Raw genomic sequence first — 14,601 nt, 5'->3', positions numbered from 1 at the left:
GCAAATAGGAGTGTGGCGGTATCCTTCCAACGTCATCCCCGGACTTGTTCCGGGGATCCACGTCTTTGCTCCATTGCGGCTCCCAAGACGTGGATGGCCGGGACAAGCCCGGCCATGACGCGGTGGAAGACTTCAGACCACCCCCGCGACCTTCGCGCCCAACACCTCAGCCGCAGCACGCGGATCGAGCTTCACCTGTAGGCCACGTTGGCCACCGTTGATGAACACTTGGCGGTGCTCGAAGGCCGATTGCTCCAGCACGGTCGCGACGCGCTTCTTCTGGCCGAAGGGGCTGATGCCGCCCACGTGGTAGCCGGTCATGCGCTCCGCGTCCGCCGGCTTCATCATCTGGGCTGCCTTGCCGCCGAGCGCCGAAGCCAGCTTCTTCAGGTTCACCTCCTGGTCGGAGGGCAGGATCACGCAGGCCGGTTTGTTGTCCACCAGCACCATCAGGGTTTTCAGCACGCTCGACGGATCGGCGCTCAGCGCCTCCGCAGCCTGCAGGCCGATGCGCTCCGCGTTCGGATCGTAATCGTAGGAATGTACCGTGAAGGACACGCCGGCCTGCTGCAGGGCCAGCGTCGCGCGGGTGGTCTTGGACATGGTCGTGAGAGATTGGGGCTCAGACTCGATCAGTGATCGTGCTTGTGGCCGTGATGATCGTGGCCGCATCCGCAGCCGGGGCCGTGCTCGTGATCATGCTTGTGCTCGTGTGCATGATCATGGTCGTGACCGTGAGAGTGCCCGTGATCATGGCCGTGCGCGTGGCCATGATGATGGTGATGCCCATGGTTGTGATCGCACACGTGGGTGCTGCGCTCCGGCTTGAACGGGCGCTCCACCGGGGTCACGGTGCAACCCTGGCCGCGGGCCAGTTCCGCCAGTGCCGGGTTGTTCTCGATGTAGATGGCGTCCCCCGTCACCTCGACGAGGCCGTGGTTGCTGCCCAGATGCCAGGCAAGGCGCATGAGGCGCAACGGGTTCTCGGCCCTCACCTCCAGCAGCGACTCAGCCGCCGCCTTCACCTGCACGAGTTGCCCGTCTTCGAGGCGCAGGGCATCGCCGTCATTGATGGTGGTTTCCATGTCGAGATCGAGCACGATGTCGGTTCCGCCCTCGGCCCTCAGCGTTCCCTGCCGGCGACTGCGGGCCTCATGATCGAGGGAAATCGTGGCGACGACACGGTCGGCCTTCACGGCGGGCTTGCGGACGATGGTGGTGACGCGGGGCATGGGTTCGTCTCGGTCTGTGATCGGGTGAAGCTCAAATAGGAAGCGCGGCCAGATATTAATAGGCGATCTTGTCCGGCTTGTCCGCCCAGGCATCGAACACCGCCTTGGCCTCCAGGCTCGGCTGGTGGTCCATGGGGATCAGGCGCTCCGACACGGGCTTGGGGATCTCGTCATAGATCAGGCTGTCGTCAAAGCCGATCTCGGCCGCATCCTGCCGGGTATTGGCATAGACGATCCGGCCCACCCTGGCCCAATAGGCGGAGGCGAGGCACATGGGGCACGGCTCGCAGCTGGTATAGAGGGTGGCGCCCTCCAGGGAATGGTCGCCGACAGCCTGGCAGGCAAGCCGGATCGCCGTGACCTCCGCGTGGGCCGTGGGGTCCTTGGCGGAGGTGACCTGGTTCCAGCCCTCGGCCAAAACCCGGCCGTCGCGCACGATCACGGCGCCGAAGGGGCCGCCGGCCCCCTCCTCCATGTGCTCGCGGGACAGTTCGATGGCGCGCGCCAGATGGCGCTGATCGTCGAGTCGGTTGGTGCTCATGATGCTTATGTATCGTTGGAGGCTGCGGGAGGCGAGAATTTTTGGGCGACACCCCCGTGCTCCCGAACCTGCAGCAGCTGCGCGGTCACGGAAGCCGCGATGATGGCTGGGTCCTTATCCTCGATCCCGGGCAGCCCGATGGGGCATACGAGGGAGCGGATCGTCTCCTCAGGCAGCCCGATCTCCCGGAACCGCTTCTCGAAGCGCGCCCGCTTCGTGGCGCTGCCGATGAGACCCACATAGGGAAAATCCCGCCGCAGGGCTGCCGCCGTGATCGCCATGTCGAGGGGGTGGTCGTGGGTCATGACCAGGATGAGCGAATGAGGACTGGCTTCAGTGATCTCCGCCTCCGGGTCCCACATGCGGATGGCCTTCGCGTTCGGCGGGAGATGGGGCGGAAAAGCATCGTCCCGGTCGTCGAGCCAGCGCACGGCAAACGGCAGGGGCGCCAGCGACAGCACGAGCGCTCGGCCCACATGCCCGGCGCCGAACAGGAGAACGGGCGTGCGTACCTCCCCATGGGTTTCACGCCAGCCGCTCCAGCGGTCGTCGCCGACGGCGGAGGAGAACTCGCGTCGCACGCGGTCATCCTCTAGGCGGCATTCAAGCTCGAATAATCCGCCGCCCGCCTCCGCTTCGACGAGGGGCGCGAGGTCTTCCATGTCCCGGCTGTCGAATGTCTCGATCAGGATCTTCACCCGCCCGCCGCAGCACTGGCCGAGATCGGGACCGAGCGCCTGATCGACGATCCGCGCCGGACGGCGGCCAGCCCCGAGCATCTCGCGGGCGATGTCGAGCATGCGGAATTCGAGCTGCCCGCCGCCGATGGTGCCGTGGAAGGCGCCATCGGGCCGCACCACCATGCGCGCGCCGACTTCGCGGGGTGCGGAGCCTTTCACGTCATGGACGGAGATAAGGGCGGCGCTGCCGTGCCGCGCCACGAAATCGCTGAGCTGACGCCAGACCCTCACCCCATGGGCCTCCCCCGCAGCGCCTCGCAGGCACGCAGGATCGCCTCCGGCGTGGCAGGCGCATGGAGCGGCACGGGCTTCGATGCATCAAGCGCGTGGATGGCATCGGCAAGCGCGCAGAAGACGCTGTTGGCCAGCATCACAGGCGGCTCGCCCACGGCCTTCGACCGATAGATCGTCTCCTCCCGGTTGGTGTTGGGATAGAGCGCCACGTTGAAGGCGGCAGGCACGTCGGACGCCACCGGGATCTTGTAGGTGGAGGGTGCGTGCGTGAGCAGTCGCCCATCCTTGGCAAACACCAGTTCCTCGGTGGTGAGCCAGCCCATGCCCTGTACGAAGCCGCCCTCGATCTGGCCGATGTCGATAGCCGGATTTAAGGAACGGCCGACATCATGGAGAATGTCCGTGCGCAGGAGGCGGTTCTCGCCCGTGAGCGTGTCGATGATCACCTCGGAGCAGGCAGCCCCATAGGCGAAGTAGAAGAACGGCCGGCCCGTTCCCTTGGCGCGGTCCCAGGTGATCTTCGGCGTCTTGTAATGCCCCGCCTCGGAAAGCTGCACGCGGGCTGCGATGCATTTCTTCGCCATCTCGTCGAATGGCACGCTCTCATTGCCGATGAACACCCGGTCGTCGCGGAATTCGATCTGCTCCTCCGGCACCCCGTAGGCCTCGGACGCATAAGCGATCATGCGCTTCTTGATCGCGCCCGCTGCGACCTTTGCGGCCATGCCGTTGAGATCGGAACCGGATGAGGCGGCCGTCGGCGAGGTGTTGGGCACCTTCGCGGTCGTGGTCGCGGTGATGCGCACACGCTCCATGGCGATGCCGAATTCCTCCGCCACCACCTGCGCCACCTTGATGTAGAGCCCCTGCCCCATCTCGGTGCCGCCGTGGTTCAGATGCACGGAGCCGTCCTGATACACATGCACCAGCGCGCCGGCCTGATTCATGTGCGTGAGCGTGAAGCTGATGCCGAACTTCACCGGCGTGAGCGCCAGCCCGCGCTTCATGATCGGCGAGGCGGCATTGAAGGCCGCGATTTCCTCGCGGCGCGCGCGGTAGTTCGAGGTCTCTTCCAACGTGCGCACGAGATTGACCAGTGTGTCGGTCTCCTCCACCTCCATGCCGTAGGGCGTGACGTTCTCGCCCGGCCGGTAGAAGTTGGCATAGCGTACGTCGAGCGGATCGCGACCCGTCGCCCAGGCGATCTGGTCCATCACGTGCTCGATGGCGAGCATGCCCTGTGGACCGCCGAAGCCACGGAAGGCCGTGTTGGACACGGTGTTGGTCTTGAGCCGCTTCGAGGCGATATGGACGGCCGGCATCCAATAGGCATTGTCCGCGTGGAACATGGCGCGATCCACCACGCCGGCGGAGAGATCCGCCGAATAACCGCAGCGGGCCAAGAGATCGACCGCATAGCCCTGGATGCGCCCCTTCTCGTCGACGCCGACCTTCCAGTCGCAGCGGAAGTCGTGGCGCTTGCCCGTGAGGATGAAGTCATCGTCCCGGTCGAGGCGCAGCTTGCACGGGCGCCCGGTCACACGCGCTGCGAGTGCTGCGGTGACGGCCCATTGCGTCGCCTGGCTTTCCTTGCCGCCGAAGCCGCCGCCCATGCGGCGCGTCTCGCAGATGACGTAGGCATCGGGAATGTCGAGCACGCGGGCAACCACGTGCTGCACTTCCGTAGGATGCTGGGTCGAGGAATAGACGTGAATGTCGCCGTCCTCGCCCGGGATCGCCATGGCGACCTGGCCTTCGAGATAGAAATGCTCCTGCCCGCCGACGCGGAACTGACCTTCCAGCCTCTTCGGCGCCTGAGCGATGACGGCAGCCGGATCGCCGCGGCCGTATGCGTAGTCCGGCAGTACTGTCTCCTGGCGCTCCAGTGCATCCTCGACCGTGACGCTCGGCGTCTCGGCTTCGATCTCCATCACGGCTTTTTTGACCGCGCGGCGCGCGGTGTCACGGCTCGTGGCCACGACGGCAAAGAGTGCCTGGCCTAAGAAACCGATCTCGGTGTTGACGAAGAGCGGATCGTCGCCGAAGGCGGGCGACACGTCATTCTTGCCGGGTATGTCGGCAGCTGTGAGCACCGCCACGACTCCGGGCACAGCGCGTACGGCGGAGACATCAAGGGAGATCAGCCGCCCGCGCGCTTTCGGCGACTGGCCGATGGCCACATGCAGCGTGCCTTCGGGCTCGCGGATGTCGTCGATGTACTGCGCGACGCCCTGAACGTGCTTCGGACCGGAATCGTGCGGCAGGGGTTTGCGAACGTGGCGCAGGACTTCGATATCCTCCCCCCGGATCTCGGGTGTTCCCGAGATCCGTTCTTGCCTGCCCAAGTCAGATGCTTCTGACTTGGGTGGGGGAGGGTCGGAGCGCGTCAGCGATCCGGGGTGGGGTGACAGCGTGACATTCGCAGATGTGGAGTTTCCCACCCCCTCCTGCGCCTCCGGCGCAACCTCCCCCCTCAAGGGGGAGGTGGAATGGGCGCCGAGTTTTGGCTGCTCGTTCATCGCCCTACTCCGCCGCCTGGAGCGCGTCGCGCTGGCCGATGATGCGCGTGGCGCGGGTCTCGCCCGATGCGGTCTCGCTCAAGGCCTTGAACACGAGGTTGCGCGCCACCGTGGCGCGATACGCAGCTGAGGATCTATGATCGTCGAGAGGCTGGTAATCACGCGCAATCGCCGCCATGGCCTCGCCCCAAGTCGAGGGCTCATCAAGCGAGAGACCAACAAGTGCCTGCTCCGTCTCGAACGCCCGCTTCGGAGTCGCCGCCATACCACCGAAGGCCACGCGAGCCTCAGAAATGCGTCGCCCATCGAGCGTGAACTTGAAGGCGCCCATCGCGGACGAGATGTCCTCATCGAAACGCTTGGAGACCTTGTAGGCGCGGAAGGCTTCATCGGCTCGCAACTTCGGCACCGTGATGCGGCGCACGAACTCGCCGGGCACGCGGTCCTGCTTGCGATAGGCGATGAAGAAATTTTCAAGCGGCATGGTGCGCGTGGCATCGCCGTGGCGCAGCTCGAGCACGGAGCCCAATGCGATCAGCGCGGGCGCGAGATCGCCGATGGGCGAGCCGTTGGCGATGTTGCCGCCCACGGTGCCGGAAGCGCGCACCTGCCAGGATCCGAAGCGGCGCATGAGCTCGCCAAGATCGGGATCGATGCGGGCAAGCGACGGGTGAGCCTCGGCATGGGTGACAGTCGCGCCGATGCCAAGCACATCTGAGGTCTCCTCGATGTTATCGAGGCCTGTCACGCGCCCGAGCCAGATCACCTTCTCGATCTCGGCCATGCCCTTCGTGATCCACAGCCCCACATCCGTGCAGCCGGCCACCAGGGTGGCGTCGGGGTGCCGCGCGTAAAGTGCCGCAAGGGAATCTTCACTGGCAGGCGCCGCAAAGAAGCGTGTCTCGTCACCGATGAAGACATCCTGCCCATCAGAGAGCGCCGTCGGACCCTGCACGTTCTGCTCGATGTTCGCGGCGAATGAATCGTTGGGCGCTTCGCCGCAGGCCTGCAGGGCTGCATCGACGATGGGCCGGTAGCCCGTGCAGCGGCAGAGATTGCCGGCAAGCGCATCGTTGACGGCCTCGCGGCTCAGGGGCCGCTCGCCCGCGTGATAGAGCGTAAAGAGGCTCATCACGATGCCAGGGGTGCAGAAGCCGCATTGGGAGCCGTGTGCGTCCACCATGGCAGTCTGCACAGGATGCAGTTCGCCGCCAGCCGCGAGATCTTCGACCGTGATGAGCTCGGCTCCGTCGATCTGGCCGAGGAGCAGGATGCAGGCATTGACCGGCTCGTAATGCACCCGCCCGCCGCGCAGCCGGCCCAGAGCCACGGTGCAGGCGCCGCAATCGCCCTCCGCGCAACCCTCCTTGGTGCCCACGCGACGCTCCTGAAGCCTTAAATAGTCCAGAAGCGTGGTGCGCGGATGGAAGCCCGAAACCTCGACTGCTCGTCCCTGTCGCCAGAAGCGGATTGTGTCTCGTACCACGATGTTCCTCCGCCGGTTCGACCCGGCTTTATTATGGTGGGCCGGGTAGAATGGCGGAGCAAGACCTTTTCGCCAAGGGGCCGTTGAGGGGGCAGCCGAGCGCTAAGGTTACCAGGTGCCCGTATTGGCCATGGAGGCCCAGGGCTCCTGCGAGGGCTTGGGTTCGCCGCGCTGGAGCAGCTCGATGGAGATGTTGTCGGGGGTCTTCACGAAGGCCATGTAGCCGTCGCGGGGCGGACGGTTGATGGTCACGCCCGCATCCATCAGCCTCTGGCAGGTTTCATAGATATCGTCGACCCGGTAGGCGAGATGGCCGAAGTTCCGACCGCCGGCATAGTCGTGCTCGTCCCAGTTGTAGGTCAGCTCGAGCAGCGGCGCCCTGGTGTCCTGGGCCTTATCCACGTCGCCGGGCGCCGCCAGGAATACGAGGGTGAAGCGGCCCTTCTCGTTTTCGATCCGGCGGACTTCGACCAGGCCGAACTTGTTGCAGAAGAAATCGAGGGATTGTTCGAGGTTCGAGACGCGAACCATCGTGTGCAGGTATTCCATGATCGTCTCCGTGAGCGGAGTTCACGTGATGGCGTATTTCGTCCGGAGATCAAGGGGTACCATTTTGTTGCGCGGAAAAAGCCTTGGATTTGGCCAAGATCCCGTGACTTTTAAGCGTTGCTGCGCCAAGCAGACTGGCGGTCCCTCCCCAAGGCCCTAGAACCAACGCAACTTCGTTTCATACGGGTACCCGATGCGCACCGAGACAGCCTCCGTCATTCGCCTTGAGGATTACAGGCCCAGCGACTTCCTGATCGACCATGTTGATCTCGACGTGAAGCTGCACCCGACGGAGACCAGGGTGACCGCGACGCTCGTCATGAGGCCCAATCCGGCCGGGCGCTCCGATGCGCCCCTGGTCCTCGACGGCGACGAGTTGAACCTGAGATCCGTGGCACTGGACGGACGCGTCCTATCGGACGACGAGTTCGAGGCCTCGCCGCATTCGCTCACCATCGCGCAGGCGCCGCGGCAGGCGTTCACCCTGACCATCGAGACCGAGATCAACCCGACGGCGAACACCAAGCTCATGGGCCTCTACCGCTCCAGCGGCAACTACTGCACGCAATGCGAGGCGGAAGGCTTCCGGCGCATCACCTATTTCCTCGACCGGCCCGACGTTCTCTCCGTTTATACCACGCGCATCGAGGCCGACCGCGAGGAAGCTCCCGTTCTCCTCGGCAACGGCAACCCCGTCGAGAGCGGATCGATCGACGACACCGGCCGGCTCTACGCCGTCTGGCACGATCCGCATCCCAAGCCGTCCTATCTCTTCGCTCTGGTCGGAGGCCGGCTTGGCCGGGTCGCCAAGAGCTTCACCACCATGAGTGGGCGCGAGGTGGAGCTTGCGATCTATGTGGAGCCCGGCAAGGAGAACCGTGCCGATTATGCCCTGGATGCGCTTGAGCGCTCCATGCGCTGGGACGAGCAGGCCTTCGGCCGGGAATACGACCTCGACGTGTTCAACATCGTGGCCGTGTCGGATTTCAATATGGGAGCCATGGAGAACAAGGGCCTCAACATCTTCAACGATAAATTCGTGCTGGCATCCCATGAGACCGCCACTGACATGGATTATGCTCATATCGAGGCGATCATCGCGCACGAGTATTTCCACAACTGGTCCGGCAACCGCGTCACCTGCCGCGACTGGTTCCAGCTCTGCCTCAAGGAGGGCCTGACGGTCTTCCGCGATCAGGAGTTCTCTTCCGATGAGCGCTCCCGCCCGGTGCATCGCATCGCCGAGGTGAAGACCCTGCGAGCCCGGCAGTTCCTGGAGGATTCGAGCCCCCTCTCCCATCCGGTGCGCCCGAACCAGTATCGCGAGATCAACAACTTCTACACCGCCACGGTCTACGAGAAGGGCGCGGAGATCGTCCGCATGCTCAAGACGATCATCGGCGAGGAGGATTTCCGGCGCGGCATGGATCTCTATTTCGAGCGCTGCGACGGCACGGCCGCGACGGTCGAGGATTTTCTCAACAGCTTCGCGGAGGTCACAGGCCGCGACCTGTCGCATTTCGCCCGCTGGTACAAGCAGTCCGGAACGCCTCGCGTGACGGTCAAGAGCCACTACGACGAGGCGGCGCAGACCTATCGTGTCGATTTCACCCAGAGCACGCCCCCGACACCGGGGCAGGCGACAAAGCAACCCATGGCCATTCCGGTCACGCTCGGTCTCGTCTCGCATGACGGATCGCCCCTGGCTGCCACCTGCGACCGGGTGGACGACCGGGGCGTGTTCCTGCTCGACAAGGCAGCCGACAGCATTACCTTCACGGGCGTGACGTCCCTGCCGGTTCCGTCCCTTTTCCGGGGCTTCTCGGCTCCGGTGAAGGTCTCGCTCGATCTGCCCAACGAGGAACTGCTCGTTCTCCTGAAGCACGACACGGACGCGTTCAACCGCTGGCAGGCGGCACAGACCGTTGCCATGCGGCTGCTGGCCTCCCTCTCCGTCGACGGTCAGGTTGCAGTCGAGGAGACCGACGCATTCTCGACCGCCCTCTGCGCCTTCATCGACAGGGATGCGGAAAACGATCCGGCCTTTGCGGCTCTCGTCATGACCCTTCCGAGCGAGGCCGACATCGCGCAGGAGATCGGCCAGGATGTGAACCCGGATGCGATCCACCGCGCCCGTGCTGAGCTGCGCCGGCGCATCGGAGTGGCCGGTGCCGAGCGCCTGCAGCGCATCTATGCGACCTTCACCGATTCAGGCCCCTACAGCCCGGATGCGGCCAGCGCCGGACGCAGGAGCCTGCGTAATGCCTGCCTCGATCTTCTTGCCGCAGCCGATCCCGGTGCCGGTGAAGCGCTGGCCTCGGAACAACTTCAGTCCGCAACCAACATGACGGACCGTCTCGCCTCGCTCAGCGTGCTCACGACCATTCCCGGAACTGTGCGCGAGGACGCCATCGCCTGGTTCGGGGAGCGCTACCGCAACGAGCCTCTCGTCATCGATAAATGGTTCACGCTGCAGGCTGCGATCCCCGAGGATGAAACCCTTGAGCGGGTGAAGAACCTAATGCAGCATCCCGCCTTTTCCATCAGCAACCCCAATCGGGTGCGCTCGCTGATCGGCAGCTTTGCCATGCTGAACCAGGTTCAGTTCAACAGAGCAGACGGCGCTGGCTACCGGCTCCTCGCCTCGATCGTCCTGCGCGCGGACGAGCTGAACCCGCAACTGGCCGCCCGGCTTCTCACCGCTTTCAGCACCTGGCGGATGATGGAAAACGGCCGGCGGAAACATGCGGAAGAGGCCCTGCGCTCCATCGCGCAAAAGCCCAATCTTTCCCGCGATGTAGGGGATATCGTGAGCCGGTCCCTTGAGGAAAGCCAATCGAAATAACCTATATGGATGAAGAGGTTATGAGGTTGTCCCAGATTTCCCCAAGGGAACGCGACATAGGAAATTTTTTATTAACCTTCGGGTTCTACTAACTAGACAAATCACCCGCTCAAGATTCTATTGTTAGTGATTCGGAGAGATGCGGCACGTCCTCCGAAACAGGACGCAAATGGTTCCGGAGGAAGCATCGCATGGCGGGGGCGGTGACCGCATGCGTACCCGCGCGTGCGGGTACGATTCTAGGGGTTACGCGATCAGACGCGAACCCCACCTATCGACGGCTCGAGCGATATGAGCCCCTGCTCCGCTTGGCGGTTCCGGCGGTCCTGATCCTGTTTCTGATCACGCTTGCCGGCAGCGCGTGGGTGCAGATCCGCGATGGCCGCAAGGACACGCTCTTCGACGCCATCAGCGACATCGACATCATCGCATCTCTCTCGGCGGCGAAGCTCGGCGCTGTTCGTGCGCCCGCCAATGGTGCGCAGGCTGCAGCGCAGCTGGAGGACCTGGCCAAGGACATGCCACCCAGCGCCCTGACGCAGAACCGCACGCTCATGCTGGTCGATCAGGCAGGCGCCATTCAGGCCGTTTATCCGCCGATGACGAATGCCCCCGCAAAGCTCACCGATATACTAGGCGAAGCGCAGCCGCTGATGCTGTTTGCCGACCGCGCCGGCGTGATGACGGTCCGGCTCCCCAGCGGCGTTGAGGGCATGGCGACCGTTCGCTCGCTCGCCGCCTCATCGGGACAGATCGCGCTCGTGCAGCCCATGCCCCACATCCTGTCGGGCTGGTGGACGCGCACTATCGGTCACGTCTCGCTGCTCGGCGCCACGATCCTGGTGCTGCTCGGCATCGGCGTGGCTTATGTAATGCAGGCGAACCGCGCCCGCGCCGCCGACGAGGTCTGCGAGAAGGTGCGCGACCGGATCGACTCCGCTCTCAACCGCGGCCGCTGCGGCCTGTGGGATTGGGACATCGGCCGCGGCCGCATCTACTGGTCCGACTCCATGTACGAGTTGCTCGGCTACGAGCGCCAGGACGAGTTCCTCTCCTTCGGCGAAGTGAACGCCATGATCCACCCCGAGGATCAGGATCTCTTCACGCTTGCCGAACAGCTCGCTTCGGCCAGCACCTCGCTCCTCGATTACGAGTTCCGCATCCGCAGCATCACGGGCGACTGGGTGTGGCTGCGCGCCCGCGCCGAGCTGATGAACGATCCGGACGATGCAGCGAGCCATCTCGTCGGTATCGCCGTGGACGTGACCGAGCAGCGTGGCCTCGAAGAGAAGACCGCCAAGGCCGATGCCCGCCTGCACGACGCCATCGAGGCGATCTCCGAGGCCTTCGTGCTGTGGGACGCCAACAACAACCTCGTGCTCTGCAATTCCAAGTTCCAGAAGCTGCACGAGCTGCCGGCCGATGCGCAGCTGCAGGGCAAGTCTTATGCGGAAGTGATGGCGCTCGGCCGTCCGCCGGAGGTGCAGCACCAGTTCCTGCGCCGCGAGCAGCAGGATGTGGGCGCACGCACCTTCGAGGCTCGTCTTCAGGATGGCCGCTGGCTGCAGATCAACGAGCGTCGCACCAAGGACGGCGGCTATGTGTCGGTGGGCACGGACATTACTGCGTTGAAGCGCCATGAGCACCGCCTCGTCGAGTCCGAGAAGGAACTTATCGCCACCGTTCTCGATCTCAAGCAGTCGCGCCAGAAGCTCGAGGCGCAGACGCACCAGCTCGCGGACCTCGCCGAACGCTACCTCGACCAGAAGGCGCAGGCCGAGAGCGCCAACCGCGCCAAGTCCGAGTTCCTGGCCAACATGAGCCACGAGCTGCGCACGCCGCTCAACGCCATCATCGGCTTTGCGGAGGTGATGCAGAGCGGCATCTTCGGCTCGCTCGGCTCGGACAAGTACGAGGAATACTGCACCGATATCCGTTCAAGCGGCCAGTATCTTCTGTCGGTGATCAACGACATCCTCGACATGTCGCGCATCGAGGCCGGCCGCACGTCTCTCACCAAGCAGCCGATGGAGGTTCACGCCTCGATCCAGCGCGCCCTCAAGCTGGTGGGCGAGCAGACCAAGGCCAAGAACCTCTCCGTCACCGTCGACGTGAACCCCGACGACATCGTGGTGCCCGCCGACGAGCGCGCCCTGCACCAGATCCTGGTCAACCTGCTCCAGAACGCCACGAAGTTCACGAGCGAAGGCGGCTGCATCACGGTGCGCACGCGCCAGGCCGGCAACGCGGTCAACATCTATGTGGAAGACAACGGCATCGGCATCCCGGCGCATGCCCTGCACAAGCTCGGCCAGCCCTTCGAGCAGGTCGAGACCGAGTTCTCGAAGAGCTACAAGGGCTCCGGCCTCGGCCTCGCCATCGCTCGCTCGCTCACCGAGCTGCACGGCGGCTCCTTGCGCATCAAGAGCCAGGAAGGCATCGGCACCATCGTGCTGGTCCACCTGCCGCTCACGGAAGCCACGCATGCGGATATCGCCCTGGCGGATGCAGCCGCCTGAGGCGCTTTCACCTTCGACGCTCTCAATGCAAAAGGCCGGTGTCGTGAGACACCGGCCTTTTTCTATGACTTGAGCTGTATGTTGTGTTCAGAGCCAGAGCAGGGCGAAGCTTGAGGCGGAGAGGGCCAGGCCCTTGCCGAGCGTGGCAAACTGCACCTGGGCTGCACCGCCGGCTCCGTCCGCATCGTAGAACAGGTCGCCGGTGCCGCTGTTGTACACCAGACGGTGCGCCGTCGTCGTCGCCGCAGCCCCGATCGCCAGCTGGAAGCCAAACACCTCCCCCTGGTTGGCAAAGGCCGAAAATGTGTTGCGCGTCAGCTGCAGCAGGTCAGGCCCGCCCACGCCGAAGTCGTTGACCACATCCACGTTGCCTGCGCCCAGCACCCCGTCAAAGCGGAAGATGTCGGTGCCGTTGCCGCCAGTCAGCCAGTCGGAGCCGGCCCCGCCGATCAGCAGGTCGTGGCCCTCCCCGCCCACCAGCCAGTCGCCGCCGCCAAAGCCCCAGAGCTGATCGTTGCCGCCATGGCCGAACAGCTCGTTGTAGTGCTCGTTGCCACCCAGCGCGTCGGCATAGGCGGAGCCCGCCAGCCCCTCGATGGAGAAGTACATATCGCCTGCCGCCTCGCCCTGGTTGCGCCAGCTCTCCGACAGGTTGGCCTCAACACCCGCCGTGGCTCCGTAGTAGGTGGCAAAGTCATGGCCTTCGCCGCCATACAGCCAGTCGGCCCCACCGCGGCCTTCCAGAGCGTCGTTGCCGCCCAAGCCGTAGATCTCGTTGCCGAGATCGTTGCCGCTCCGATCGTCGCTGAAGGACGAGCCGGCAAGACCTTCGATCGCCACATACACATCACCTGCGGCATCGCCCGTATTCCGGCCCGCGTAGAGCAGATCCGCCACCACACCCGACTCCGCCGTGCGGTACTCGGCATAATCGAAGCCTTCGCCGCCATTGAGCGTGTCGGCTCCTGAGCCGCCGTCGAGCCGGTCGTTGTCGTCGCCGGCATAGAGGCGGTCGTTGCCGAAGTGGCCGAAGATCGTGTCGTGGCCAAGGTGGCCATAGATGGTGTTGTTGCCGTGATCGCCCGTGAGATGGTCGGCAAAGTTCGAGCCGGCCAAGCCCTCGATGCTCTCGTAGGTGTCACCGGCGGCGTCGCCGGTGTTCTGCGACGCGTCAAGCAGGCTGGCGGTCACCCCTGTGGTGTAGCCGGCCAGGTCCGTGCCCGCTCCGCCCACGAGCCAGTCGGCCTCCGTGCCGCCGATGAGCATGTCGTTGCCGGCGCCGCCCACCAGGTAGTCGCGGCCGGCAAGGCCTACGAGGCGGTCGTCGCCATTGTGGCCATAGAGGTTGTTGCCGTCCCAGTTGCCCGTGAGCGTGTCGTTGTGAGCGGACCCGGAGAGCGCCTCGATGCTGATGTACACGTCGCCGGCTGCATCACCGGCGTTCTCTCGCGCATTGGACAGGTTCGCCACCACGCTGTATGTCGCATCCGTATAGCTGGCAAAGTCATAGCCGGCACCGCCGTAGAGCCAGTCGGCACCACCGCGGCCCTTCAGGGTGTCGTTGCCGCCGTTGCCGTTAAGCTCATTGTTCAGATTGCTGCCGGTGAGTTCGTCGGCATAGGCCGAGCCTTGAAAGCCCTCGATCAATGTATAATTGTCGCCCGCCGCCTCGCCAGTGTTCTCGGCTGCGTTCGATAGGTTCGCGACGACACCGGCAGAAGATTGCGCATAGCTGGCGAGGTCGAAACCATCGCCGCCATCAAGGATATCAGCGCCGAGACCGCCCATGAGGATGTCGGCCCTGTCGCCACCAGTGAGGGTATCATCGCCCTCGAAACCCGACAGACCTCCATTTCCGACTAGAGCAACGGCAGTTCTGACGGAGTCGTTGGGGCTATGCGGCGTGGTGGCTTCGTGATTCACTCATCTTGACCCT

At 64.5% G+C, this 14,601-nt stretch carries 10 protein-coding genes; 2 read left to right on the top strand and 8 right to left on the bottom strand.

The features are described 5' to 3' along the window. Positions 1–132: 132 nt before the first annotated feature. The 7 genes from ybaK to IC232_RS24175 all read right to left on the bottom strand — a co-directional run bounded on the left by ybaK (position 133) and on the right by IC232_RS24175 (position 7,301). Complete coding sequence (gene ybaK, locus IC232_RS24205) at positions 133–603, bottom strand: Cys-tRNA(Pro) deacylase (RefSeq protein WP_190847521.1); 471 nt, start codon at positions 601–603, stop codon at positions 133–135. A gap of 29 nt (positions 604–632) precedes the next feature. After that, on the bottom strand, positions 633–1,232 hold the full coding sequence (locus IC232_RS24200; RefSeq protein ID WP_190847520.1) for an urease accessory protein UreE: 600 nt from the start codon (positions 1,230–1,232) through the stop codon (positions 633–635). Between the two features lie 55 nt (positions 1,233–1,287). Further along, the gene (locus tag IC232_RS24195; protein ID WP_190847519.1) at positions 1,288–1,773 is read right to left on the bottom strand and encodes a nucleoside deaminase; all 486 of its coding nucleotides are present in this window, start codon (positions 1,771–1,773) and stop codon (positions 1,288–1,290) included. A gap of 5 nt (positions 1,774–1,778) precedes the next feature. Next, complete coding sequence (gene xdhC, locus IC232_RS24190) at positions 1,779–2,744, bottom strand: xanthine dehydrogenase accessory protein XdhC (RefSeq protein ID WP_190847518.1); 966 nt, start codon at positions 2,742–2,744, stop codon at positions 1,779–1,781. Continuing rightward, on the bottom strand, positions 2,741–5,266 hold the full coding sequence (xdhB, locus tag IC232_RS24185; protein ID WP_246812375.1) for a xanthine dehydrogenase molybdopterin binding subunit: 2,526 nt from the start codon (positions 5,264–5,266) through the stop codon (positions 2,741–2,743). The genes xdhC and xdhB overlap by 4 nt, the downstream gene beginning before the upstream one ends. A gap of 4 nt (positions 5,267–5,270) precedes the next feature. After that, positions 5,271–6,752: a xanthine dehydrogenase small subunit gene (gene xdhA, locus IC232_RS24180; protein WP_190847517.1), complete on the bottom strand. Its 1,482-nt coding sequence runs from the start codon at positions 6,750–6,752 to the stop codon at positions 5,271–5,273. A 108-nt stretch (positions 6,753–6,860) separates the two neighbouring features. Continuing rightward, a complete protein-coding gene (locus tag IC232_RS24175) occupies positions 6,861–7,301 on the bottom strand; it encodes a VOC family protein (protein WP_190847516.1) in 441 nt (146 codons plus the stop codon). Between the two features lie 193 nt (positions 7,302–7,494). Here IC232_RS24175 and pepN point away from each other — a divergent pair, with 193 nt between their 5' ends. Together pepN and IC232_RS24165 are read left to right on the top strand one after the other, a co-directional pair. Continuing rightward, positions 7,495–10,146, top strand: a complete 2,652-nt coding sequence (gene pepN / locus IC232_RS24170) for an aminopeptidase N (RefSeq protein ID WP_190847515.1) — start codon at positions 7,495–7,497, stop codon at positions 10,144–10,146. 308 nt (positions 10,147–10,454) lie between these two features. Continuing rightward, a complete protein-coding gene (locus IC232_RS24165) occupies positions 10,455–12,665 on the top strand; it encodes a PAS domain-containing sensor histidine kinase (protein WP_246812374.1) in 2,211 nt (736 codons plus the stop codon). 87 nt (positions 12,666–12,752) lie between these two features. Here IC232_RS24165 and IC232_RS24160 read toward each other — a convergent pair whose 3' ends face one another. Then, a complete protein-coding gene (locus IC232_RS24160) occupies positions 12,753–14,588 on the bottom strand; it encodes a calcium-binding protein (RefSeq protein WP_190847513.1) in 1,836 nt (611 codons plus the stop codon). Positions 14,589–14,601: the final 13 nt, after the last annotated feature.

This window comes from Microvirga sp. (assembly GCF_014699075.1).
Taxonomy (GTDB): Bacteria; Pseudomonadota; Alphaproteobacteria; order Rhizobiales; family Beijerinckiaceae; genus Microvirga.
This window is presented reverse-complemented; position numbering and strand designations above follow the sequence as displayed.